At 42.7% G+C, this 25,196-nt stretch carries 27 protein-coding genes and 1 tRNA gene; 17 read left to right on the top strand and 11 right to left on the bottom strand.

Translation table 11 applies throughout. From position 1 onward, the window contains the following. Positions 1–34 precede the first annotated feature (34 nt). Positions 35–856 carry a 2,3,4,5-tetrahydropyridine-2,6-dicarboxylate N-succinyltransferase gene (dapD, locus tag F899_RS10985; RefSeq protein WP_004815162.1) on the bottom strand — a complete coding sequence of 274 codons (822 nt, stop codon included), beginning with the start codon at positions 854–856 and terminating at the stop codon, positions 35–37. Positions 857–1,233: 377 nt separating this feature from the next. On the opposite strand from dapD, the gene carO reads away from it, so the two are divergent. Further along, complete coding sequence (gene carO, locus F899_RS10980) at positions 1,234–1,932, top strand: ornithine uptake porin CarO (protein WP_005222772.1); 699 nt, start codon at positions 1,234–1,236, stop codon at positions 1,930–1,932. Between the two features lie 233 nt (positions 1,933–2,165). Here the strand turns inward: carO and F899_RS10975 are convergent, their stop codons facing one another. The 7 genes from F899_RS10975 to F899_RS10945 all read right to left on the bottom strand — a co-directional run bounded on the left by F899_RS10975 (position 2,166) and on the right by F899_RS10945 (position 8,862). Further along, positions 2,166–3,089: a CysB family HTH-type transcriptional regulator gene (locus F899_RS10975; protein WP_004815164.1), complete on the bottom strand. Its 924-nt coding sequence runs from the start codon at positions 3,087–3,089 to the stop codon at positions 2,166–2,168. A 54-nt stretch (positions 3,090–3,143) separates the two neighbouring features. Continuing rightward, on the bottom strand, positions 3,144–4,205 hold the full coding sequence (locus F899_RS10970; protein ID WP_005222771.1) for a sulfate/molybdate ABC transporter ATP-binding protein: 1,062 nt from the start codon (positions 4,203–4,205) through the stop codon (positions 3,144–3,146). An 11-nt stretch (positions 4,206–4,216) separates the two neighbouring features. Continuing rightward, positions 4,217–5,110 (bottom strand): sulfate ABC transporter permease subunit CysW, encoded by an 894-nt coding sequence (cysW, locus tag F899_RS10965; protein ID WP_004892240.1) that lies wholly within the window; start codon positions 5,108–5,110, stop codon positions 4,217–4,219. Next, positions 5,107–5,940, bottom strand: coding sequence for a sulfate ABC transporter permease subunit CysT (gene cysT / locus F899_RS10960; RefSeq protein ID WP_004815168.1), 834 nt, complete (start codon positions 5,938–5,940; stop codon positions 5,107–5,109). The genes cysW and cysT overlap by 4 nt, the downstream gene beginning before the upstream one ends. An 86-nt stretch (positions 5,941–6,026) precedes the next feature. After that, positions 6,027–6,632 (bottom strand): RBBP9/YdeN family alpha/beta hydrolase, encoded by a 606-nt coding sequence (locus F899_RS10955; RefSeq protein WP_005222770.1) that lies wholly within the window; start codon positions 6,630–6,632, stop codon positions 6,027–6,029. A 31-nt stretch (positions 6,633–6,663) separates the two neighbouring features. After that, positions 6,664–7,677: a sulfate ABC transporter substrate-binding protein gene (locus tag F899_RS10950; RefSeq protein WP_004815172.1), complete on the bottom strand. Its 1,014-nt coding sequence runs from the start codon at positions 7,675–7,677 to the stop codon at positions 6,664–6,666. 177 nt (positions 7,678–7,854) lie between these two features. Next, on the bottom strand, positions 7,855–8,862 hold the full coding sequence (locus F899_RS10945; RefSeq protein ID WP_005222769.1) for a sulfate ABC transporter substrate-binding protein: 1,008 nt from the start codon (positions 8,860–8,862) through the stop codon (positions 7,855–7,857). Between the two features lie 160 nt (positions 8,863–9,022). Here F899_RS10945 and pabC point away from each other — a divergent pair, with 160 nt between their 5' ends. From pabC to F899_RS10925, 4 genes are all read left to right on the top strand, one after another. Next, a complete protein-coding gene (gene pabC, locus F899_RS10940) occupies positions 9,023–9,835 on the top strand; it encodes an aminodeoxychorismate lyase (RefSeq protein ID WP_005222768.1) in 813 nt (270 codons plus the stop codon). Between the two features lie 3 nt (positions 9,836–9,838). After that, positions 9,839–10,891, top strand: a complete 1,053-nt coding sequence (mltG, locus tag F899_RS10935) for an endolytic transglycosylase MltG (RefSeq protein ID WP_005222767.1) — start codon at positions 9,839–9,841, stop codon at positions 10,889–10,891. 9 nt (positions 10,892–10,900) lie between these two features. Beyond that, positions 10,901–11,506 (top strand): dTMP kinase, encoded by a 606-nt coding sequence (tmk, locus tag F899_RS10930; RefSeq protein WP_005222766.1) that lies wholly within the window; start codon positions 10,901–10,903, stop codon positions 11,504–11,506. Positions 11,507–11,575: 69 nt separating this feature from the next. Beyond that, on the top strand, positions 11,576–11,998 hold the full coding sequence (locus tag F899_RS10925; RefSeq protein WP_005222765.1) for a PaaI family thioesterase: 423 nt from the start codon (positions 11,576–11,578) through the stop codon (positions 11,996–11,998). Between the two features lie 397 nt (positions 11,999–12,395). On the opposite strand, the gene nadB is transcribed toward F899_RS10925, so the two are convergent. Next, positions 12,396–14,039, bottom strand: a complete 1,644-nt coding sequence (gene nadB, locus F899_RS10920; protein ID WP_171063884.1) for an L-aspartate oxidase — start codon at positions 14,037–14,039, stop codon at positions 12,396–12,398. Positions 14,040–14,267: 228 nt separating this feature from the next. On the opposite strand from nadB, the gene F899_RS10915 reads away from it, so the two are divergent. From F899_RS10915 to F899_RS10865, 11 genes are all read left to right on the top strand, one after another. Continuing rightward, positions 14,268–15,653, top strand: coding sequence for a Do family serine endopeptidase (locus F899_RS10915; RefSeq protein WP_005222762.1), 1,386 nt, complete (start codon positions 14,268–14,270; stop codon positions 15,651–15,653). Between the two features lie 121 nt (positions 15,654–15,774). Then, on the top strand, positions 15,775–16,230 hold the full coding sequence (locus F899_RS10910; protein ID WP_005222761.1) for an acyl-CoA thioesterase: 456 nt from the start codon (positions 15,775–15,777) through the stop codon (positions 16,228–16,230). Positions 16,231–16,465: 235 nt separating this feature from the next. Then, positions 16,466–18,283: a translation elongation factor 4 gene (gene lepA / locus F899_RS10905; protein ID WP_004815191.1), complete on the top strand. Its 1,818-nt coding sequence runs from the start codon at positions 16,466–16,468 to the stop codon at positions 18,281–18,283. A 20-nt stretch (positions 18,284–18,303) separates the two neighbouring features. After that, a complete protein-coding gene (gene lepB, locus F899_RS10900; RefSeq protein WP_005222760.1) occupies positions 18,304–19,131 on the top strand; it encodes a signal peptidase I in 828 nt (275 codons plus the stop codon). Between the two features lie 27 nt (positions 19,132–19,158). Beyond that, positions 19,159–19,530 (top strand): DUF4845 domain-containing protein, encoded by a 372-nt coding sequence (locus F899_RS10895; RefSeq protein WP_004815195.1) that lies wholly within the window; start codon positions 19,159–19,161, stop codon positions 19,528–19,530. Continuing rightward, positions 19,502–20,200, top strand: a complete 699-nt coding sequence (gene rnc / locus F899_RS10890; protein WP_004815197.1) for a ribonuclease III — start codon at positions 19,502–19,504, stop codon at positions 20,198–20,200. The genes F899_RS10895 and rnc overlap by 29 nt, the downstream gene beginning before the upstream one ends. Further along, on the top strand, positions 20,200–21,228 hold the full coding sequence (gene era / locus F899_RS10885) for a GTPase Era (protein ID WP_004815199.1): 1,029 nt from the start codon (positions 20,200–20,202) through the stop codon (positions 21,226–21,228). Before rnc ends, era begins: the two co-directional genes overlap by 1 nt. Positions 21,229–21,245: 17 nt before the next feature. Continuing rightward, positions 21,246–21,443, top strand: a complete 198-nt coding sequence (locus F899_RS10880; RefSeq protein ID WP_005222759.1) for an NF038104 family lipoprotein — start codon at positions 21,246–21,248, stop codon at positions 21,441–21,443. An 11-nt stretch (positions 21,444–21,454) separates the two neighbouring features. Next, entirely contained in the window at positions 21,455–22,165 is a 711-nt protein-coding gene (gene recO / locus F899_RS10875) for a DNA repair protein RecO (protein WP_005222758.1), read from the top strand. 13 nt (positions 22,166–22,178) lie between these two features. Continuing rightward, the gene (gene pdxJ / locus F899_RS10870) at positions 22,179–22,904 is read left to right on the top strand and encodes a pyridoxine 5'-phosphate synthase (RefSeq protein ID WP_005222757.1); all 726 of its coding nucleotides are present in this window, start codon (positions 22,179–22,181) and stop codon (positions 22,902–22,904) included. A gap of 12 nt (positions 22,905–22,916) precedes the next feature. Continuing rightward, a complete protein-coding gene (locus tag F899_RS10865; protein ID WP_005222756.1) occupies positions 22,917–23,570 on the top strand; it encodes a MiaE family protein in 654 nt (217 codons plus the stop codon). A 337-nt stretch (positions 23,571–23,907) separates the two neighbouring features. Here F899_RS10865 and F899_RS10860 read toward each other — a convergent pair. Further along, positions 23,908–23,983 (bottom strand) — tRNA-Asn (locus tag F899_RS10860). 236 nt (positions 23,984–24,219) lie between these two features. Here F899_RS10860 and F899_RS10855 point away from each other — a divergent pair. Beyond that, positions 24,220–24,663, top strand: a complete 444-nt coding sequence (locus tag F899_RS10855; protein WP_005222755.1) for a hypothetical protein — start codon at positions 24,220–24,222, stop codon at positions 24,661–24,663. 22 nt (positions 24,664–24,685) lie between these two features. Here the strand turns inward: F899_RS10855 and F899_RS10850 are convergent, their stop codons facing one another. Continuing rightward, positions 24,686–25,117, bottom strand: coding sequence for a PaaI family thioesterase (locus F899_RS10850; RefSeq protein WP_005222753.1), 432 nt, complete (start codon positions 25,115–25,117; stop codon positions 24,686–24,688). Between the last annotated feature and the right edge of the window lie 79 nt (positions 25,118–25,196).

Genomic DNA, 25,196 nt, shown 5'->3' with positions numbered 1-25,196 from the left:
TCTGAGGAACATTAAGTTCCTAAAAAGTTAAGACTTAGTCTTCACGTAACAGATCATTCAGGCTAGTTTTCGCACGTGTTTTCGCGTCAACTTTTTTCACGATCACAGCAGCGTACAGGCTGTATTTACCGCATTTAGAAGGAAGGCTGCCAGATACAACGACTGAACCAGCAGGTACACGGCCGTAGTGGATTTCGCCAGTTTCACGGTCATAAATCTTGGTGGATTGACCAATAAATACGCCCATAGAAATCACAGAGCCTTCTTCTACGATTACGCCTTCTACGATTTCAGAACGTGCACCGATAAAGCAGTTGTCTTCGATAATGGTTGGGTTTGCTTGAAGTGGCTCAAGAACACCACCAATCCCTACACCACCTGAAAGGTGAACATTTTTACCGATTTGCGCACATGAACCTACAGTTGCCCATGTATCAACCATCGTACCTTCATCAACATACGCACCGATGTTCACATAAGAAGGCATCAATACCACATTTTTCGCCTGGTAAGAACCTTTACGTGCTACAGCAGGTGGTACTACACGTACACCAGCAGCTTTGAACTGTTCTTCAGTCCAGTCACCAAATTTAGTATCTACTTTGTCATAGAAGCGAAGATCACATGCTTCCATTGGTTTGTTGTCATTCAGTTTGAAAGACAACAATACGGCTTTCTTAATCCATTGATGAACAACCCATTCACCATCGATTTTTTCAGCTACACGTAAAGAGCCATTGTCCAGGCCAGCAATTACTTCCTCAACTGCTTGACGAACTTCAGCAGGACAATCCGCTGCTGTGAAATTCGCACGGTCTTCAAACGCTTGTTCAATGATTGTTGAAAGCTGAGACATGATCTTCCTTCCAGAAAAAAAATTTCCAAGATTTTACACTATATTGAGCAAAGATTAGATGGAAAACACGACTTATATCAAAATTAATTCTTCCGAATTATGGAGAAAATGGATGTGTCAAGTTTCATTAAAAGATTAATGAATATTATATTTATATAGCTCATGATTTAATCAATAAACAGAAAATTTCTAGTAAAAGCATCCAATTAAGGTGACTGTGCAAAAAACCTCATGAAAATCATATAAAAGGCATCAAATGTATCAAAAGTTTACATAAACTCAGCAAAACTTGAATAAAGAGTGATCAGATTGTGAATTAAGATGCAGGCATAACGAAGAGTAAAAACGTTAAAAATAATTTTTTTGAGGAGACATAGATGAAAACTTTTGCTAAATATTTTGCGCTGTCTGTACTTGCTGCAGCAACCACTTCTGTCATGGCAGCTGATGAAGTCATTGTAACCGATGAAGGCGTTGCTGAATTCTCTTTCTTTAAGCCAGCATCTGTACGTGCTGAAGTCGGTACTACTGGTTACGGTGGTGCAATCTCTTGGAGCGCTAACCCATATGTAGGTGTAACCTTAGGTTATAACGGCGGTGATATCTCTTGGTCAGACGATGTTGAAGTAGACGATGTGAACTATGATGTAGACATGGACAATAATTTGACTTATTTAAATGCAGAAATTCGTCCTTGGGCTAACTGGTTCTATATGGCATTTGGGGTAGGGTATCTTGATCAACAATATGGTTTATTAGCACGTAATGATGGCGGTACTATTGAAGTAAATGGTGAAGATACAGGTCTAGAGCGATTAGGTTATGATCTAGATTACAGTAATAAAATTGCCCCTTATGTAGGTATCGGTTTCTCTCCAGCAATTACTAATCGTTGGGGCTTGTTTGGAGAATTAGGAGCGTATTATGCCGGTAATCCAACCGTTACCAATGTAAATTATTATGGTGGAACTCCAACTGATGTTGCTCTAGTAGAAGAGCACATTAATGAAGTACGTAATGATGATAAATACGAATGGCTTCCAGTAGCTAAACTGGGTGTAAGCTTCCGCTTCTAATGATTGGATTCATGAAAAAACGAGCTTTGGCTCGTTTTTTTATATCTATCAAGTTATTAAATAATTTATGTGTTTAATCTTACTTCAATAAATCCAGCTAAAAGTCCATAAGGTTGTTAATTTTTAAATATTCTTCTGAAGCTCAATTATGCCTGTATTTCAAACATACTTACTTGAACCAAACATAAAAAAGAGGCTAAATAGCCTCATTTCATTTATTTAGATTTTATAGATTAGTCATCCGGATAAGCTACTTTTTTTAGTGCTCGAATGTCTGCATCTGGAGAGCAAAGCGAGATAAATTCGTAGCCATAACCACGTAATAAATGGCCTTTACGTACAGCAATCCATGTTGTATTTACACCAAAAATATCAGTTTTAATTTGTTTTAAGCGATAATCACGTTCTGGGTCGTATGCCACATCGTTGACAATACCGACCCCCATATTTAGCTCAACATAGGTCTTGATCACGTCGGCATCGAGTGCGGACATTACGATATCCACATCAAAACCTGCTTCTTCAAAAGCGGTATCGATTTTAGAACGGCCTGTAAAACCACCGTGATAAGTGATGATCGGATAATTTGCCAGATCTTCAATACGGATATTATCTTTTTTGGTTAACGGGTGGTTTTGAGGCGTGATAATGCTGTGTTGCCAGTTATAGTACGGCACACTGGCCAGGTTATCTTCAGTAGTTAAGGCTTCAGTCGCAATGCCAATATCCGCTTCACCTTGTAGCAGCATTTCGGTAATTTCAACCGGACTGGCCTGTTGCAAAATCAAATGAACTTTTGGAAATTCTTTTTTGAACTGATTCACGATCGGCGGTAATACATAACGTGCCTGGGTATGCGTTGTCGCAATGGTCAATGTCCCTTCATCAACCTTGTTAAAGTCATCTGCCAGACGTTTGATATTGTCAGCATCGACCAGCATGCGCTCCACAATTCCGAGCAGTGCCTGACCTGGTTCAGTCAGACCAAGTAAACGCTTACCTTTACGGATGAACAGCTGTACACCAAGTTCATCTTCCAGGTCTTTAATATGCTTACTCACACCCGATTGTGAGGTATACAGTGCTGCAGAAGCTTCAGTTAAATTAAAGTTTTGGCGAACAGTTTCTCGAATAATTCTTAGTTGTTGGAAATTCATTTTCTATATACCCTATAAGCGGATGGGGCTGAAATGGCCCCATCTGAATGTGTCTTAAGCAACCTGATTTGCAAATAAATGCAGGTTCAGTGGACTTAACCATACAGTTTGATTTGGTCGGAATTGATGCGCCCGCGCTTCTTCAGGCGTCAGTGAAATTTCAATCAGGTTACCCTGACGGTCATTCAGTTCTGCAACGACTTTACCGGCAATCCATAATTCACGAATGAAAGTCGCCTGAATTGCATTTTCTTGTGGCTGAGCGGAGATACGCAGTTCATCAGGGCGGGCAAATACAATGACATCACCTTGTGGATGCTGTTGTGCCGCAGCAAATTGGATGCGATCTTCACCCAACTGAATGATGCCGCCATTATTCTGACCTTCGAAACGGTTGGCTTGACCCAAGAAGTCGAAAACGAATGGCGTTTTCGGGGTTTCATATACTTCACGTGGTGAACCAATCTGTTCGACATTCCCTTTGTTCATCACCACAATTTGATCTGCAACTTCCAGTGCCTCTTCCTGATCATGCGTCACGAAAATAGAAGTGATATGCAGCTCATCATGCAGGGTACGTAACCAGCGACGCAGTTCTTTACGCACTTTGGCATCTAGCGCACCAAAAGGTTCATCTAGTAATAGTACGCGTGGTTCAACCGCTAGGGCACGCGCAAGCGCAATACGCTGACGCTGACCACCAGACAATTGAGCAGGGTAGCGATCTGCTAGGAAGCCGAGTTGTACCAGATCCAGTAAACGGGTGACACGTTTCTTGATTTCAGTCTCTGATGGACGGGTTGAACGTGGGCGAACACGTAAACCAAATGCCACGTTGTCATACACTGTCATATGACGGAACAGCGCATAGTGCTGGAATACAAAACCGACTTCACGTTCACGCACATGGACATTAGTTGCATCCTGACCTTCCAGAATGACCTGACCACCATCTGCAGATTCAAGACCAGCAATAATACGCAGCAGGGTGGTTTTACCACAGCCTGAAGGACCCAAAAGAGCTACTAGCTGGCCATCCGGGAAATCCAGGGAAATATTATTCAGTGCATGGAATGCACCAAAGTGTTTTTCAATATTTTTAACTTGAATACTCATGTGGGCATTCCTTAAGAAACTGTTAAATCGTCATTACGTTTGTTTTGTTTTTCCTGGCGCATTTCTACCCAAGTTTTAAGCACCAAGGTCACAATTGCGAGGAGAGCCAGGAGCGAGGACACAGCAAACGCAGCACTAAAGGTATATTCGTTATAGAGAATTTCGACGTGTAGCGGCAAAGTATTGGTTTCACCGCGGATATGACCAGATACTACTGATACCGCACCGAACTCACCCATGGCACGTGCATTACACAGAATCACGCCATAGATCAGACCCCATTTAATGTTTGGCAGGGTCACTTTCCAGAAGGTTTTCCAGCCTGATGCACCGAGTACAATTGCAGCTTCTTCTTCTTCGGTGCCTTGAGCTTCCATTAAAGGAATCAATTCACGCGCTACGAAAGGTACCGTAATAAAGATGGTGGCCAAAACAATTGCGGGTACGGCGTACAGGATCTTAATGTCATTATCCATTAACCAGCTACCCATCCAGCCTTGGGTACCGAAAATCAGCACCAGCATCATACCAGCGATGACCGGTGATACCGAGAAGGGTATATCGATAATCGTGGTCAGAATGGACTTGCCCGGGAAGTTAAACTTCGCCACTGACCAGGCAGCAGCCACACCAAATACCACGTTTAACGGTACTGCAATTGCAGCAGTTAATAGTGTTAGTTTTACCGCAGATAATGTGTCTGGATGAACCAGTGCCTGAGTATATACCCCGACGCCTTGCTTGAATGCTTCAACAAAGACCAATACCAGCGGCAGAATCAGGCAGCTTAAAAAGAAGATTAGCGCAATTGTGAGAAGGGTATAACGTACCCATTTTGGCTCGCGAGTTGCATCACGGGATTGCAGCTTTTCAGCAAGTGCATTGCTGTTGGTATTTAAACTCATCGTGCAGTTCTCCCTGTGCGACGGCTAGCCCAAGCTTGTAATAAGTTAATCAGGAATAGCATCACAAATGAAATCAATAGCATCACGACAGCAATCGTGGTTGCACCCGCATAGTCATATTCTTCCAGACGCGAGATAATCATGAGTGGAGCAATTTCCGTTTTAAACGGCTGGTTACCGGCAATAAAGATGACCGAACCGTATTCACCCACGCCACGTGCAAATGCCAGGGCAAAGCCTGTAATCAATGCGGGTAGCAGAATCGGGAAAATAATTTTGGTCACGATTTGGAAGCGGTTTGCCCCGAGCGCAGAAGCAGCTTCCTCAAGTTCAGTTTCCAGATCAGACAGTACTGGCTGAACCGTACGCACCACAAAAGGAATCCCAATAAAGATCAGCGCCAAGGTAATACCTATCGGGGTATAAGCCACTTGAATACCTATTGGTTCCAGATACTGACCGATCCAGCCTGTAGGTGCATACAGTGAAGTTAATGCAATACCGGCTACAGCAGTTGGCAGGGCAAATGGTAAATCTACCAGAGCATCAATAATACGTTTACCTGGGAAGCTATAACGTACCAGACACCAAGCCAGTAACAGACCAAAAACAACATTGATCAGGGCTGCGATAATGGCGGCACTAAAACTCAGCTGAAGTGACTTGAGAATACGTTCAGAGCTCAGGATTTCCCATAAGCCATCCCAGCCAATGCCAAGCGATTTAATAAATACGGCAGACAGCGGAATAAGAACGATTAATGACAAATACGCTAGGGTAAAGCCTAGAGATAGACCAAATCCTGGCAGCACTCGGGATCGCTGCGACATGATTACTCCTCAAAAGAGAGAATGCTGATTGAAGACAACCAGCGAATATTAAAAATGAAATTTGCGACAAGCATAATTTGCAACATCTAAAATGCAAATTTAAAAAAATACTTGCCTTCATCAGCATTACTGATATGTTGCATCGACATCTCTGAATTCAGGTATTGTTTAATTTCAGGGAAGGGGCCAAAGCCCGAAGCAACATTGACATGACCGACGGCGCCCAGATTAACCGGCTGGATTTTCCAGGATCTGGCAAAAGCATGTGCATCTTCAAAACTCAGCCAAGGATCATTTTCACTGATCAGCATGATGGTCGGAACCTGAAGCTTGAGTTGATGGAAATAAGCGCTGTAATCTGTTTGGCTATCACGTGCAAAGCCATTTTCACCAAAACGGGCCGGATTGGCCGGAGCCACCAGAACCAGCTTTTTAATTTTTCGACAAAGTTCTGGATGCTGGTCAAGTGCTGCAAGACTGGTCAGGCAGCCAAAGCTGTGCGCTACGATTTCAATATCATCTTCAATCTGCTGTACAGATTTGACAAACTGCGCTACCCAGCTATTCAGTACCGGATGATTCCAGTTTTGCTGTTGAACACGGGAGCATTGCATCAGGCCACGTTGTAACCAGGATTGCCAGTGATCATGTTCACTGCCACCTACACCTGGAACAATGAGGGTATGTATCATGCGAATGCTCCTTGTCTGTTCAATACAAAACTTATTTTGCTGTATTGGCTTTTACGATTTGATCGAAAATGCCGCCATTTTCAAAGTGAGCTTTTTGCACTTTGTCCCAACCCCCAAATTCCTGATCAATAGTCACCAGTTTTAGTGGCTTGAAAACCTGACTGTACTTTGCCAATACTTTTTCATTGCGTGGGCGGTAGAAGTTACGTGCTGAAATTTCTTGACCTAGTGGTGAGTAGAGGAAGTTCAGGTAACCTTGTGCCAGGTATTTGTTGCCTTTTTTCGCTACTGTTTTTTCTACGATCGCAACTGGTGGCTCAGCCAGAATAGACAAAGAAGGTGTGATGATTTCAAACTTGCCGGGTTGTTCACGAAGTGCCAGATGCGCTTCATTTTCCCAAGCCAGTAATACGTCACCGATACCGCGTTCAGCAAATGTCGTTGTTGAACCACGTGCACCTGAATCTAGGACTTTGGTTTGCTTGTAGATTTTGCGAACAAATTCTTGTGCTTTGGCATCATTACCGCCTGGTAGGTGTTTTGCATAAGCCCACGCTGCCAAATAATTCCAACGCGCCCCACCAGAGGTTTTTGGATTTGGTGTAATGATTGCGACATTAGGTTTAACCAGATCGCCCCAGTCTTTAATATTCTTTGGATTGCCTTTACGCACCAGGAATACGATGGTTGATGTATAAGGTGTAGAGTTGTGAGGCAATTTTTTTTGCCAATCCGCAGGGAGTAATTTGGCTTTTTCTGCAATAACGTCGATATCAGCAGCCAGTGCTAAGGTCACTACATCAGCTTCCAGACCATCAATCACAGCACGTGCCTGTTTACCAGAACCACCATGTGACTGTTTAAAGTTAATAGTTTGGCCCGTACGGCTTTTCCAGTATTTGCCAAATTCTTTGTTGACGTCTTCATAGAGTTCACGCGTCGGATCATAAGAGACATTCAGAAAATCCCGCGCTGCTGCACCAAAAGAAGTTGCTGAAACAACAGCAGCCAAGACCCCAATTTTTAATTTTGTTGTAATGCTCATGTGAACCTCAAACTCTTACACGTTTTGTAACATGAGTGAAGAATAAACTTATTCTTTATGCATAAAAAATAATTAAAAATGAATTTTATATGAAAATAAAAGATAAGTGGATGAGTAAGTATCTGAAACAAGAATGGCCTTATTAAATAAGGCCATTAACGCTGCATTTATAAGACGTTATTTTGCGCTATTTGCTTTGACGATCTGGTCAAAGATACCGCCATTGTCAAAGTGTTGCTTCTGAACCTTAGTCCAGCCTCCAAATTCTTTATCAATCGTAACCAGTTTTAGTGATTTAAATACATGACTGTATTGCTTTAAAACGGCTGCATTACGAGGGCGATAGAAGTTCTTTGCTGCAACTGCTTGGCCAGCAGGTGAGTACAGATAGTTGAGGTAGGCTTTAGCCAGATTTTCATTACCATCTTTCTTAGCATTCTTTTCTACAATTGCTACAGGTGGCTCAGCCAGAATAGACAGAGAAGGTGTGATGATTTCAAACTTGCCGGGTTGTTCACGAAGTGCCAGATGCGCTTCATTTTCCCAAGCCAGCAATACATCACCAATGCCGCGTTCAGCAAATGTCGTTGTTGAACCACGTGCACCTGAATCCAGGACTTTGGTCTGTTTATAAATCTGGCGAACAAATTCTTGTGCCTTGGTATCATTACCCCCTGGCTGGTGTTTTGCCCATGCCCAAGCTGCCAGGTAGTTCCAGCGCGCGCCACCAGACGTCTTCGGGTTTGGCGTAATGATATCTACACCCGGTTTAACCAGGTCGCCCCAGTCCTTAATGCCTTTCGGATTGCCTTTTTTGACTAAGAAAACAATTGTTGAGGTATATGGTGTCGAGTTTTGCGGGAATTTCTTCTGCCAGTCTGCCGGTAACAGGCCACGTTTAGCAATTTCATCAATATCTGCTGCCAGAGCCAGTGTAACGACATCTGCATCCAGACCATCAATCACGGCACGTGCCTGTTTGCCTGAACCGCCATGCGATTGTTTAAAATTAATATCTTGGCCAGTAGATTTTTTCCAGTAAGCACTGAATTCTTTGTTAAAGTTGTCGTACAATTCGCGAGTTGGATCATAGGATACATTTAAAAAATCCTTTGCAGACACACTAAATGCAGTCGCTGAAATCAGTGCTGCAAGTACCCCAATTTTTAATTTACGAATGTTCATATTTGCCTCAAGTGTTCTTGGTTTTTGTTGGATGGGGCAAGAATAGCTGGAGTTTTTTTACATAAAAAATAATTAAAAAAGAATTTTATGTGAGTAAAACAGATATGTGGATGCAGTATAGCTTTGCATGCTGTGACATTGACCTGAGAGGTGGGAAATCATGCTGTGTTTTAAAAATGCACAACAAGTCAATCAGATAGATTTGCTTGATCGCGCCTTTCATTATGGCGATGGCTGCTTTACGACAGCCCGGATTCGCAATAACCGTATTGAACTGCAGGAACGGCATTTATCACGCCTGCATATAAGTAGTCAGAAAATGCAGCTACAAGCGGACTTAAGCCTGATTGATGCGACCTTAGAACAATTACGTGAATTAACTTCTAACTTAAACGGGACCTTGAAAATTATTCTGAGTCGGGGCATTGGCCAGCGCGGCTATAGCTTGCCAGACCATCCAGCAGATGTTTGGCTGTATTACTATCCGCAAATGCTTCCTGAGCATCACTTTGAGCAGATTGAAAGTGGTGTCTTAAATACTGCACTTGGTCTGTGTATGCCGCAATTAGTCGGGTTAAAAACACTGAATCGTTTAGAGCAGGTCATACTCAAACAGGAAGCAGATCAGCAGGGCTGGAGCGAAGCACTGGTTTGTGATGTGCAGGGTGAAATTGTTGAAGGGGTGAGCAGTAATTGTTTTTTAAGGATAAACAACACGTGGATTACTCCGGAACTTCGCTATAATGGCGTTACCGGGGTAATGCGTGCCGAGATTCTGGAACGTATGTTGCAGCAAGGCATTATGTGTGAACAGCGCAGTCTGGATTTGAATGAAATTTCTTCTATTCAGAGTCTATTCTTCTGCAACGCACTGAGCCCTATGAAAATTGTTACTCAATTTGAACAAAAAACACTGGATACAGAAGTCTGTATTGAGTTATTTCATCGTCTTCATTTACATCAGATCATTTAAAATATGTCCGCCAGCAAATCCACACGAAAAAAGAAAAATAAAGCGAAATCAGCTTTTCCACTTAAAGGTGTATTGGTCGTTGTCCTGGGTCTTGTATTGATCTTGGCCGTGATTCTCAAAAGCAGCCTGTTTAGAGATTATCCGGTTGAAGGTAAAAAACAGATGCTGGCGATCAGTGCTGGGGATACCTATTCTGGCTTTATTGACCGTGTGGCGAAAGAAGGTCATGTCAGCTTTCCGATCCTTTTGAAAGTTTATCAGCGTTTTATCATTCATGACACGATGAAAGCAGGTGTTTATGAAGTACGCGATGGCATGAGTATCCGTCAGGTGCTGGAAATGATTTCCAATTCGGAAAATGCCCAGATGAACCGTATTCTGGTAATTGAAGGTACCACTTTCAAACAGCTGATCGATACCTTAAAGAAAGATGATTTAGTCACGAAAGAAGTGGTAAATCTGCCAACTGATCAATTGCTGAAAGAGTTAAATATTCCGTTTGATCATCCTGAGGGTTTATTTGCACCGAATACCTATTTCTTTGCCAAAGGTGAAACCGACCGTAAGATTCTGACAGATTTGTATCGTCATCAGATGCAGTCTTTAGATGAGGCTTGGAAAAACCGTGCCAGTGGTTTGCCTTATCAGAATAAATACGAAGCGCTGATTATGGCCTCGATTATTGAAAAAGAAACCAGTCTGGATAGTGAACTGGAGCAGGTGTCTGGTGTATTTGTACGCCGTCTGAAAATGGGGATGCGCTTGCAAACTGACCCAACCGTAATTTATGGCATGGGGGATAAATATCAAGGTAATATTACCCGTCAGGATCTGCGCACACCGACAGCATATAATACCTATACCATTTCAGGCTTGCCGCCAACACCAATTGCCCTGCCGAGCAAAAAAGCGATTGAAGCAGCGATGCATCCAGATAATTCCCAAAATCTATATTTTGTCGCAACGGGTAATGGTGGGCATAAGTTCAGCACGAATCTACAAGATCACAATAGAGCAGTGCAGGAATATCTCACTGTTTTACGTTCAAAAAATTAAGGAGTGAGCATGTTTATCAGCTTTGAAGGCACTGAAGGTGTAGGGAAAACCACGCTCATTCGTCGTATCTATGATGATTTTGTTGCACAGGGCAAAGAAGTGGTGTTGACCCGTGAACCGGGTGGCACGCCAATGGCTGAACAAATCCGTTCACTGTTACTGGCGGTGAATCATGAAGAAGCCATGTGTAATGACACTGAGCTGTTATTGATGTATGCCGCACGAGCTCAGCATTTAGCACAGGTTATTCTGCCTGCGCTTGAGGCAGGTAAGATAGTCTTGTGTGACCGTTTTACTGATGCCAGTTTTGCCTATCAATGTGCAGGGCGTGGACTCAGTGAAGCCAAGCTGAATTTGCTGAATGATAATTTCGTAGCACGTATGCCAGATGTCACTTTCTGGCTGGATGCGCCAATTGAACTAGGCATGAACCGTGCCCGTGAACGTGGTGCACTAGATCGTTTTGAACAGGAGAAAGTCTCTTTCTTTGAGAAAGTAAGAAGCGGTTATGAAACTTTGTGGCAGCGTCATCCGCAACGTATGAAGCGTCTCGATGCGACTCAAGCTCCAGAGCAGGTTTTTGCTCAAGCCATGGCAGAATTACAGGTGGTCTGAGCAGTCAGATTAAAACCAGTTCAATTCTTTAAAAATCTTCTATATTGTTTTCAATATGGAAGATTTTTTATGAAAAGTACACTTGAACAGATTCAGCAGTTTTTAGAAGTAGAATTTCCACAAAGCCTTGAGCATTGTGAGGTCATGGATATACAGCCTCAAACCTCAACTGTTCGTTACCGTGTGAGTGATAGTCAGCTGCGCCCGGGTGGTACGATTTCTGGGCCAACCATAATGACGATCGCAGACTTTGGTTTGTATGTCGCAATTTTAGGAGAGATTGGTCTGGTGGGATTGGCTGTCACCACCAATATCAATATTAATTTTTTGCGTAAGCCGGATGGACAACGTGATCTGATTGGAAAATGTCGCCTGATGAAAGTTGGAAAAGCGCTTATTGTCGGGGAAGTTTGGATCTATTCAGAAGGTATAGAAGAACCTGTCGCACATGTCACCGGAACTTATTCGATTCCGCCTAAATCAGTATCTTAATCACATAAAATAAAAGAAATATATTTTTTTCATAATGATAAAAATAAATAAATTCAATTGGTTGTGTTTTAATTGTTATTTATACAGCTGATTTTGAAACGGCGATACAAAAGCTGGCCTTACGCAAATAATGAGGCACAATTGACCGGAAGATTGGGAAGGTCAATGGCAACCGCAGATCATAAAATGGACAGCTATTTTAGCAGAAACAGCATCTACTTGCGGAAAAACTGCTAGAGAGACTTAATGAGCATTATTCACATCAGACTGCACGCCATAGTTATGCTTATACTCAAGTGATGAGTTCAGATTTATCTCGAAATCTTGGAAGCCGCAATCAAGATATGTAGCAAATAAAAAACCGGATCATGAGATCCGGTTTTTTACACTTAAGTATTTAAACTTCTGCTGCATTCACCAATGGTTGTTCCACTTTAAAACTTGGTGGAATCAGTACGGTTTTGCGTAACTCAGGTAACTGTTCCGGATAGTCCAAGGTATAGTGCAGACCACGGGATTCTTTACGTTGCATGGCACAGCGCACAATCATCTCCGATACCAGCACCAGATTACGCAGTTCTATCAGGTTTTTGCTGACCTGATAATCCTGATAATATTCGGTAATTTCTTTTTTCAGCATTTCAATCCGGTGCAAGGCACGTTCCAGACGCTTGGTGGTACGGACAATGCCTACATAGTTCCACATGGTCTGACGCAGCTCATCCCAGTTTTGCAGAATCACTACATCTTCATCCGGATTCGTTACCTGGGAATCATCCCAAGCTGGGACTTCAGGTACGGATTGATCCGCTTTAAAATTTTCCTGAATATGCTTGGCTGCACTCATGCCATAAACAAAGCATTCCAGCAGTGAATTACTGGCCATACGATTCGCGCCATGCAGACCGGTATAAGACGTCTCCCCAATAGCATATAGACCAGCAATATCAGTCTGACTATTCTCATCAACCACCACACCGCCACAGGTATAGTGCGCTGCGGGTACCACCGGAATCATTTCCTTGGTGATATCAATTCCCAGCTCTAATAGGCGTGCATACAGCGTCGGGAAGTGCTCTTTAATAAAGTCTTCATCTTTATGGGTAATATCCAGCCAGACATGACGGATCCCCAGGCGTTTAATTTCATAGTCAATGGCACGCGCCACGATGTCACGCGGTGCCAGTTCAGCGCGTTCATCAAAACGCAGCATGAAACGTTCACCATCTGGTAGACGTAAGTATGCCCCTTCACCACGCATGGCTTCAGTAATCAGGAATGAACGCGCTTGCGGGTGGTATAAACAGGTCGGATGAAACTGGTTGAACTCCATATTGGCAACACGACAACCGGCGCGGTAAGCCATCGCAATACCGTCACCCGTAGCAATATCTGGATTAGATGTATAAAGATAAGCCTTCATTGCACCACCACAGGCTAGGGCAGTAAATGGTGCCAGGAAAGTATGTACCTGTTCGGTGTGTTCATCCAATGCATACAGGCCGAGTGCCCGGTTTTCACCTGCATGACCAAGCTTTTTGGAGCAGATCAGATCAATCGCAATATAATTTTCAAAGATATGAATATTCTGCTTTTCTTGAGCGCGCTGTACCAAAGTAGTGGAAATTGCACGTCCTGTAGCATCTGCTGCGTGAATAATGCGGCGCTGAGAATGGCCCCCTTCACGAGTCAAATGCAGTTGTTCCTGTTCATCTAGTGTGAACTGCACGCCATGCTTAAGCAGGAAATCGACTGCAGGCTTGCCACCTTCAACGGTCTGCTTGACTGCATCCATTTCACACAATTGTGCCCCGGCAATCATGGTGTCATCGATATGCTGCTCGAGAGAATCCATTTCATCAAGTACAGCTGCCACACCCCCCTGGGCATAAAATGTACTCGCATCCGTAAGCGTTGATTTGGCTAAAACTGCAATATTAAAATGTTCTGGTAAAGATAAGGCTAAACTTAAGCCGGCGCCGCCGCTGCCCACAATAATCACATCAAAATGATGTGTCGTGTGTAAATTAGACATGACTATTCAGCTAACTGAAAAAAAGTCCGGCTATCACAGCGCTTTTTTGTACAAAAGGCAAGCATTTATCTACCCATAAATTTATGAAAAAAAGTAATGAAAGCTGAAACTTAAGTCTTTAAAAATGGCATAATATCAGCAAGTAGAATAAGAACATTTCGTTACTTAAATTTTGTATAGTTTATGATAAAACTAATTTAAATAGGTTTATCAGTTATTTGAGTGAATAAATATATGAAAATCTTGGATGTTAAACACGGAATATTTGCGGCAACATTAACAATGACGGCATTGCAGGCGGGGGCAGCCACTCCAGTTGATTTTTCAAATCTGGTTGCACAAGTCAGTCCGGCAGTGGTGAGTGTCAATGTTGTTAAAAAAATGTCCGAAGAAGAGCTATTACAACAACAAATTCCAGATATTTTACGCCGTTTCTTTGGTAATCAGGTCATTATTCCTCAGCCACGTGCACCTCAAGAAAAAACAGGGTATGGCAGCGCCTTCTTTATCAGTAAAGACGGCTATTTGCTGACTAATCACCATGTGATTGAAAATGCATCCAAGGTGACCATTACCTTAAATGACCGTCGTGAAATTGATGCAACAGTTGTAGGTAGCGATGAACGTACTGACGTGGCTTTACTGAAGGTCAATGGTGCAGGTTTCCCGGAATTACGCACGGGAGATGTTGGGCGTTTACGTGTCGGTGAGCCTGTACTCGCTATCGGTTCACCATTTGGTTTTGACTATTCGGCTTCTGCCGGAATTGTCAGCGCCAAGATGCGTAATATGATGGGTGAAACTGCAGTGCCATTCATTCAGACTGACGTAGCTTTAAACCCGGGGAATTCTGGTGGACCACTGTTTAACCAGCACGGTGAAGTAGTCGGGGTGAATTCACGTATCTTTAGCGGAACTGGCGGTTATATGGGCTTGTCATTCTCCATTCCAATTGATGTCGCAATGGAAGTGGCAGACCAGTTGAAACGCAATGGTAAAGTTACCCGTTCTTATCTGGGCGTAAGCTTGCAGGATATTGACCGCAATCTGGCAGAATCTTATAAGCTGTCTAAGCCGGAAGGTTCATTGGTAACCCAGATTGCACCCAACTCGCCAGCGGCCAAAGCAGGCTTACAGGCGGGAGATGTCATTCTTAAATATAACGGGACTGATATTTCTCGTACCAGTGAATTGTTGAATTACTTAAACCGTTCTGCACCAAAACAGCAGATCCAGTTAGAAGTATTACGTGATGACAAACGCCGTAATATCAATGCGACTTTAAGTACAGCACCGGACGATACCCCAGCGAATGCCAGCAATCAGGCACAACCAAACAAAGGGCCAGTCATTGGGGTCACTATCCGTAACCTGACACCAAATGAAATGAGTAGTTTAGATATCAAAGGTGGTGTAGTGATTCAGGATGTGCGTCCAGGTGGGGTTGCGGCACAAGCACGTATTATGCCGAATGATGTGGTGACCAATATTAATGGAAAGACTGTTCTGAACAGTAACCAGTTTGTGGAAACTGTATCTGAATTAAACAAAGGCAGCGTCGCGCGAGTAACACTCATCCGTCAAGGACAGCGCGTGATCGTCGGTATGCGAGTCTCATAAACGCATCATTGGTTGGTAAAAACCGTCTGAACTCAGGCGGTTTTTTAATATTTGGCAATTTACCCTGCAAATAAAATCTGTAGACTCTAAGTCGCTATATGATCTAAAGGATAAGCAACGCGTGAAGGGTATTTTTGACCTGAAGTTAACAGTAAAACCAGAACATATTGATATCTTGGGGCATGTAAATAATGTGGTCTATGTGCAGTGGATGCAGGATGTTGCAACCGCGCATATTGAACAGATCGGTTTGGGTCTAGAGCAGTACCTGGAACTAAAGCATGCCATGGTCGCAGTTGAGCATCATGTGCAATATCGCAAGGCAGCATTTGAAGGTGATGAGCTGATTTTGCGTACTTGGTTAAATGATATCAATGCACTCTATTCATTCCGCCAATATGCCTTCTATCGCCCGGCAGATCAGAACCTAATCTTTACAGGGAGTACGCAATGGGCCTGTGTAGAAATTGCCACTGGTCGTCCGAAGCGGATGTCACCGACATTTACCCAAGCCTATCAACCCTTATTAGCAGATATCAATCCTTTGGATTTTAGTCAGTTGTATCTGACAGATTAAATATCAACAATGAAGCAGACTTAAATGTGGTTGTGTGTATTTAAACGACAATCGCTCTGATGTTGCCAAAACTTGGTCAGAGCGATTTCATGGCAAACAAAGTAGTGGAATGAGCTACGAAAATATAATTCTTTTTCTGTAACTGCATTCTGCTATAATCCTCGGCAATTTCTATTCGGCTTTTGTTGTGCAATCCCTTTATATTGCATGGCGCGTTTTTTTCTCAAGGTAGCCCATGGCGCAAGCTAAAAAATCTGTTGATATTAAAAACATTCGTAACTTCTCGATTATTGCGCATATTGACCACGGTAAATCGACCCTGGCGGATCGATTCATTCAAACCTGTGGTGGTTTGCAGGATCGTGAAATGCAGGCTCAGGTTCTCGATTCTATGGAACTTGAACGCGAACGTGGGATTACCATTAAAGCGGCATCGGTGACCTTGTACTACACACACCCGAATGGCCAGGAATATCAGCTAAACTTCATTGATACTCCGGGACACGTGGACTTCTCGTATGAAGTATCGCGTTCACTTGCTGCGTGTGAAGGTGCATTGCTGGTTGTAGATGCAGCACAGGGTGTAGAAGCACAGTCTGTTGCAAACTGCTATACCGCAATTGAGCAGGGTCTGGAAGTATTGCCAGTTCTGAACAAGATTGACTTGCCGCAGGCTGAACCTGAACGTGTGATTCAGGAAATTGAAGACATCATTGGTATTGAAGCCACTGAAGCACCGACCTGTTCTGCAAAAACAGGCCTAGGTATTGAAGGTGTGCTGGAAACTCTGGTGAATGTGATTCCTGCGCCAACAGGTGACCGTGATGCACCGCTGCAAGCATTGATTATCGACTCATGGTTTGATAACTACCTGGGCGTTGTGTCTTTAGTTCGTGTGAAACAGGGTCGTGTGCGTAAAGGCGACAAGATGTTGATGAAATCAACTGGTCAGACGCACATCATTACTTCAGTAGGTATCTTCAATCCAAAGCATACCGAAACCGATATTCTTGAAGCGGGTGAAGTAGGTTTTGTGATTGCGGGTATTAAAGACATCTTTGGTGCGCCAGTTGGTGATACGATCACACTTGCCTCTACTCCAGATGTTGAAGTATTGCCAGGTTTCAAGAAGGTTAAACCACAGGTTTATGCTGGTCTGTTCCCGATTGATGCCAGTGACTTTGAACCTTTCCGTGAAGCGCTGCAAAAATTACAGATTAACGACTCTGCCTTGTTCTTTGAACCTGAAAGTTCAGATGCACTTGGTTTTGGTTTCCGTTGTGGCTTCTTGGGCATGCTGCATATGGAGATCGTGCAGGAGCGTTTAGAACGTGAATACGATCTGGATCTGATTTCATCTGCACCGACTGTAATTTACGAAGCGGTGATGAAAAATGGTCAAACGATCTATGTCGACAGTCCATCAAAAATGCCAGACGGTTCAACAGTAGAAGACCTGCGTGAACCGATTGCAGAATGTCATATCTTAGTACCACAAGAATATCTGGGCAATGTGATGACCTTGTGTGTTGAGCGCCGTGGTGTGCAAAAAGACATGAAGTTCATGAGTAATCAGGTATCCATTACCTTTGAAATTCCGATGGCTGAAGTGGTCATGGATTTCTTCGACAAACTGAAGTCTTGCTCACGTGGTTTTGCCTCACTGGACTATAACTTTGTGCGCTTTGAAAGTTCATCATTGGTTAAGGTTGATGTTCTGATCAATGGTGACAAAGTGGATGCCTTGGCGATGATCTGTCACCGTCAGGATGCACGTCACCGTGGTATTGCCCTGGTTGAAAAAATGAAAGACCTGATTCCACGTCAAATGTTTGATGTCGCGATTCAGGCAGCCATTGGTGCGCAAATCATTGCCCGTTCTACTGTAAAAGCGATGCGTAAAAACGTATTGGCGAAGTGTTATGGTGGTGACGTGTCACGTAAGAAAAAACTTCTGTCTAAACAGAAAGAAGGTAAGAAACGTATGAAGCAGGTGGGTAGCGTAGAAATCCCACAAGAAGCGTTCTTAGCTGTATTAAAAGTCGAACGCTAAAATAATAAGGATATAAGCCCATGGATTTTGATTTTAATTTAATTCTTGTTCCTGCCACGCTGTTTTTTATTGCAATATGGCTGCTTGATAAGTTTGTTCTGAAACAGCGACAGACCAAAGGCAAGGGCAATGAAAATTTTATCATTACCTGGGCTTATGACTTCTGGCCAGTGCTGACCGTTGTGCTGGTTCTGCGTTCATTCTTGTACGAGCCTTTTAATATTCCATCTGATTCCATGGTGCCCACCCTGGAAACAGGTGACTTCATTCTGGTCAATAAATTCGATTATGGTGTGCGTCTGCCCATCATCAATAGCAAAATTATTGATACTGGAAGTCCAGAACGTGGTGAAGTAGCGGTATTCCGTTATCCACCACAACCTGGCATTAGCTATATCAAACGTATTGTAGGTTTGCCGGGTGATCATATCGTTTATGATCATGGTCAATTGATTATTAATGGTGAAAAAGTCACTAAAGTTCCTGTTGAATTTAGCCGTGAAAAAGACCGTTTAGATACGCCTGAATCAATTTATCACAAAGAGACTTTAGGTAAGCATACCTTTACCATGCGTGAGCTTGAAGGGGTAAATGTGGCGCGTCAGGCACCATTTATCAACTTTGTGGAAAATGGTAAATATTCAGGTGAAAATGGTTTATATTGGGAAGTAAAAGTACCAGAAGGTCAGTACTTTGCGATGGGGGATAATCGTGATCAAAGTGCTGACAGTCGCTTCTGGGGATTTGTTCCGGAAGAAAATTTAACCGGTCGCGCATTCTATGTATGGATGCATAAAGAATCAGGTTTTAAATTACCTTCGTTTAGCCGAAACGGAACAATTGACTAATTTATTGTTTCAATTGGGAAAATAAAAATGAGACATCAACAAGGTGCATCGTATATTGCAATATTGTTTGCAATTATGGGGTTTGCTTTTCTGGCAAAAATCGCAATTGCGGTATGGGGACCGTATTTCGATGATCGCCTGGTAGATAGCCAGATTGAGGAGCTACTAAAAACAGCTCCTGCAAATATCACGCCGGAGAAATTTAATTCGGAACTGTCTAAGCGTTTAGAGATGAATAATATTCGCGATTTTGACATTAAGCAGAATGTTATTCTCGACAATGCGCAAGCGATGGTCGTAAGAAAGAATTATGAAGTTCGCAAGAATTTTCTAATGAATATCGATTTAGTGATGAAGTTTGAGAAAGAGTTTGATCAAAGCACAGTCAAAGCTAAATGATGAACGTCTTGCCAAGCGGATCGGCTATCAGTTTAAACAGGCTGATTTGCTGAAACTGGCATTGACCCATCGTTCAGTCAGTCATAAACACAACTACGAGCGCCTGGAATTTCTGGGCGATTCGCTTTTAGGGATGATCATTGCCAATTATCTCTTCACTGCTTATCCACACGAAAATGAAGGCCGTTTAACGCGTATGCGTGCGACTCTGGTTCGTCAGGAAGCATTAGGAAAAATCGCCAATGATTTAAAGCTGAGCCAGAATTTAATTCTCAGTACCGGTGAATTGAAATCTGGCGGTCATCATCGTGAGTCTATACTGGCAGATACGGTAGAAGCCATTATTGGTGCGATCTATGTCGATTGCGGTGATCTCACCGTGTTAGAGCCGATTGTGTTAAAATGGTACGAACCGTATTTAGACCATATTGAGCCGACCGATCAGCTTAAAGACCCTAAATCTCGCTTACAAGAGTATTTACAAGCACGTAAGAAACCTCTCCCAGTTTATGAGGTTGTAGATATTCAAGGTGATGCCCCAAACCAGCATTTCAAAGTGGAGTGTCGGATTGAAGACTTACCTATCCTGATCGGCGAGGGTTCAAGTCGCCGTTTCGCTGAACAAGCAGTTGCAGCGGAAATTTTAAAACTATTGGAGCATAAGTCTTAATGACTACTCATTCCGATCACATCGATGCTGATCACGAGTCGCAAAGCGACAGCAATGACTTAATTAGTCAATTTTTTAGCGAACAAGGCACTGAAATCCCTTCGGATTACCGCAGTGGTTTTGTTGCGATTGTTGGTCGTCCAAACGTGGGCAAATCAACCTTGATGAACCATATTTTGGGCCAGAAACTTTCGATTACTTCACGTAAGCCACAAACCACACGTCACAAGATTGTGGGCATTGATTCACGTGAGAAATCTCAGGCAGTATTTGTGGATACTCCAGGGATGCACAAGAAAGAAGTACGTGCCATCAATAAAATGATGAACCGCGCTGCGCATTCTGCATTGCGTGATGTAAACCTGGTTTTATTTGTTGTTGATGCAGATAAGTGGACGCCAAACGACGACCTGGTTTTGGAAAAGCTGAAAAATGCGGATATGCCGGTCATTCTAGTGATCAATAAGATTGATACACTAGAAAATAAAAACCATGCATTACCTTTGATTCAAGAACGTGCCAAGCTGATGAACTTTGCTGAAATCGTACCGGTTTCTGCGCTTCGTGGTGCTAACCTTGAGCATCTGCGTACAACGATTGCGAATTATCTGCCATTCCAGCCACCGTTATATTCACTGGATCAGCTGACTGACCGTTCAGAGCGCTTCCTGGCATCTGAAATTATCCGTGAAAAGATCATGCGTCAGTTGGGCGAAGAGCTGCCATATGACCTGACTGTTCAGATCGAATCCTTTAAAACGGAAGAGCCGACCCTGAATGAGAAAACCGGTCGCATGAAACCGGCATGTACCTATATTGATGCGACGATTTTTGTTGATCGTCCTGGCCAGAAAGCCATTGTGATTGGTGAAAAAGGTTCTAAGTTGAAAAAAATTGGCATGGATGCACGTGTCGATATGGAAAAAATGTTCGAACAGAAAATCATGCTGACACTTTGGGTGAAAGTCAAAGGTGGCTGGTCTGATGATGAACGAGCGTTAAAAAGCTTAGGTTATAGCGATATTTAATTTTGCAGGAACGGATCATGATGAAATTGCTGACAATTACTGCATGTGTTTTATTCTTGCAGGGTTGTATTCATAAAGTTGTGACCGTTCCAGTGAAAGTTGCTTATAAAACTACAAAAGTCGCAGTCAAAGGTACTGCGGCTGTTGTGGGCGCCGCCATTCCGGATGGGGATGACGAAGAAGATGAGAAAAATTCAAAAAAGAATAAAGATTAAAGAAGCAGCCTATGCGTAATGAAGTGCTGCACGGATACCTGATTCATCACCGAAAATATCGTGATCGCAGCCATATTGTGCATTTATTTACCCAGGAATACGGCCGTATCGATGGGATTTTAAGACAGACGCCACCACCACAATATCAGCCAATCAGCGTGCAAGCATCCGGTAAATCTGAACTCAAAAATTTTACTAAACTCGAAATTGTCAATCAGCCTATTTTCTTTTTTGGGGATGCATTCTTTTCAGGATTTTATCTGAACGAGATTCTGCTGCGACTTTGCCCACTCGAAGTAGAAATGCCGCAGACTTATGCTAAATATGGCGAAACTTTAGTGGCTTTGCAGCAGCTTTCTACACAAACTGATCCGAATACCTATCTCAAGCAGATCTTGCGCCAGTTTGAGCATGTTTTGCTGGAAGAACTTGGTTATGGTCTGGACTTTTCAGTTGATGCGAATCAGGCAGTTATCGCTCCTCAACAGCATTACTATTTTCAGCTCAATGATGGTTTCATGCCTTCTGCCAAAGCCTCACGTTCAACCATGTCTGGACAGCAGATTTTAACTATGTTGAGCCATGAAAACGGTAGGGATTTTAATCCAGAACAGTTACAATTATTGACGAAGCTTTATCGACAGGTCATCACTGCCTTACTTGGTGATCGGCCACTCAAAAGTCGGCAATTGTGGATACAAAATTCTCAATCTCAATCGTAGTTAGGAAAATATTATGGCTGCATTACTTGGTGTCAATATTGACCATGTCGCAACTTTAAGACAAGCACGTGGTACGACGTACCCAGACCCAGTCAATGCTGCATTGATCTGCGAACAGGCGGGTGCAGAGGGGATTACCCTGCATTTACGTGAAGACCGTCGTCATATCCAGGATGATGATGTACGTCGTATGCGTCCGGTATTGACCACGCATATGAATCTGGAAATGGCTGTGACTGATGAAATGGTGGCTTTTGCTAAAGAAATTCAACCGCAGCATGTCTGTTTTGTGCCTGAAAAACGTCAGGAAGTCACTACTGAAGGCGGTCTGGATGTGGTTGGTCATTTTGAAGATGTAAAGAAGGCTACTCAAGAGCTAACTACGATTGGCTGTGATGTGTCGTTATTTATTGATGCAGACATTGCCCAGATTGATGCTGCGGTCGCGTGTGGTGCACCAACGATTGAAATCCATACCGGTGCTTATGCGGATGCTGAAACACCTGAAGCACAAAAAGCTGAACTAGAGCGCATTATCAAAGGGGCAGAATATGCTGCTTCTAAAGGTCTGGTGGTGAATGCCGGGCATGGTCTGAATCTGGATAATGTCACTCCAATTGCTGCAATTCCGCAAATTCATGAATTAAACATTGGTCACTCGATTATTGCAGATGCAGTTTTTGTTGGTCTGGCACAAGCTGTACAACAAATGAAGGCTGCAATTAAAGCTGCACGTTAAGATTAAAAAGTTATGTCGAATATTGATTATGATGAACTTATGAAGCCAGTCATTGGTTTCCTGGGTTGTGAAACTCCTAAAGCCTGGTTGGATGAAGCCTTACAGAATCTGGAGATCCTGATGCAGGATCATGCCAACTGTGAGAAGAAAGCTGCCAGTACTGCAATGAACCTGATGTTTCGTTATAGCTTTTTCGTAGACTTACAGGTAAAGCTGGCACAGCTGGTACGCGAAGAAATGCTACATTATGAACAGGTGCTGGAATTCATGAACAAGCGTGGTCAGCAGTGGACTGGTCTTAGTGCAGGACGCTATGCCGGTGGCTTACGCAAAGAAATCCGTACTTATGAACCGGAAGCGTTGATTGATGTGCTAGTCATTGGTGCTTTTGTAGAAGCTCGCTCTTGTGAGCGATTCTATGCACTGGCACCGCATGTGGATGAAGAACTTGGACGTTATTATCGTTACCTGCTCAAGTCCGAATCGCGCCACTTTGAGGACTATCTGGCACTCGCTATGGATGTAGCGAAAAAAGCAAAACTGAAAAATCCAAAAGAAGATATTCAGGCACGTATTGAACATATCAGAGAAGTGGAAAAAAATCTGATTTTAAGCCCTGATGATATGTTTCGCTTCCATAGTGGTGTGCCAATAAAAGTTGCCTAAAGCATCCTTAAAAAAATCCTCCGAAATGGAGGATTTTTTTATATTTTTCGAAAGTAAAGCTGAGTGTGTTTTAAGTTTAAAAAATAGCCTAAGCAATTTTAAATATCTACTATTACTGTGTGGATTTAAAGGCAACTCTACTTAGGGATATATTAATTGTCAAAAAATGTACGAGTTAAAAATAAGATCCTTCATATCTGATGGAAGTATGTTTATCAATCACGATCATTCTAGTTTCATGGAGGAAAGAGAAGGGGGAGATGAAAAGTTTTTATGTGAATAAAGCTTAAAGCAATAAAAAAAGCCCAAGTCTAAAATGCTTGGGCTTTCTTGAATTTGGCTCTCCCACCTGGGCTCGAACCAGGGACCTGCGGATTAACAGTCCGTCGCTCTACCGACTGAGCTATGGGAGAATCTGAATGCGATTATAGAGGGATTTTGACAGGGGTCAAGCAAAAACTTCCATATTTATTGCAAATATAGTTTGTCTGATTTTAATTTAGACAATCAAATTTAAAATTCAAAAAAAGCTTGTCAGCGCATAAGCGAATTGCTAAATTGAAAATATAAAGTCGTTTGACCAGATGGTCAAACAGTGTGGATTTAAACCTACTTGCCAGCACAAAAATGGCTAAACCGGAGAAAGCGAATGAATACGCTCACTATCCCTCAAATTTTCGCCCAACTGTCTTTTTATCAAGAAAACTACCTTGATATTATTCAAGATTTTACCCAATATTTTACTCCTGTTCATGGCGCTGAAATCCGTTTATGGCCCTTAGCTGCAAAACAGTTGTATTTGGGTGACTTGTTACAATTGTGGTTTGCAGAAAAATGGCTGGTTGAGAAGGAACGCCAATTTAGCTTTGAAGTATTCCTGAATGCGCCTGAAACACAGCCAAAAGATCTGTTTATTTATGCTATTTCGGGCAATTTCATCACGGGTTCAAATCAGTCTAAAGTTTGGCAGACATCTACTGCACAGACTCAAGAATTAAGTCTAGCGAATGTCTCTAGACATTATTTTGAGTATCAGGCTTTGACTCAACCAAAAGCTGTTCAAGCACCGCATGCGAAGTGGGGTATGCTTTAAGCCTTTCTTAAACTAGAAGTTTTTAACCAAAAATCATACAGGTGGCTGTTGCATGAGCATAAAGCTTGCCATCTTCATCGATAATTTTTCCTTCTGAGATTGCAAGATTTTTGCTGGTATTAATGATTTGACCAATAGCCGTCAATGGTTTGTTTTGGGGAATGGGGCGACACATTTTAATATTGAGATCAATCGTGCCATATCCTGCGCCTGCTTCTAAAACGGTATGAATTGCACAGCCTGTTACGGTGTCCAGTACTGTTGCAGCAAAGCCCCCGTGTACACCGCCTAAAGGGTTTAAATGGTGTTGATCTGCCTGCACCTCAAACGTGACCTGACCACTTTCAATTAAAGTGGGTTTCATGGGAATGATTGTTGCCATAGAAGGCATCGGCAGGTTGCCATTACACATTTCTTGCATAATCTGTAAACCTGATAGATTCTTGATATCCATTGCTTGCTCTTGTTATTTTAGATTTTGGAATGATCTTTAAATTCTAGATGGATGGAGGCTCAGGCATCAATTAAAAATT

Source organism: Acinetobacter sp. CIP 101934, from assembly GCF_000369585.1.
GTDB lineage: Bacteria > Pseudomonadota > Gammaproteobacteria > Pseudomonadales > Moraxellaceae > Acinetobacter > Acinetobacter schindleri.
This window is presented reverse-complemented; position numbering and strand designations above follow the sequence as displayed.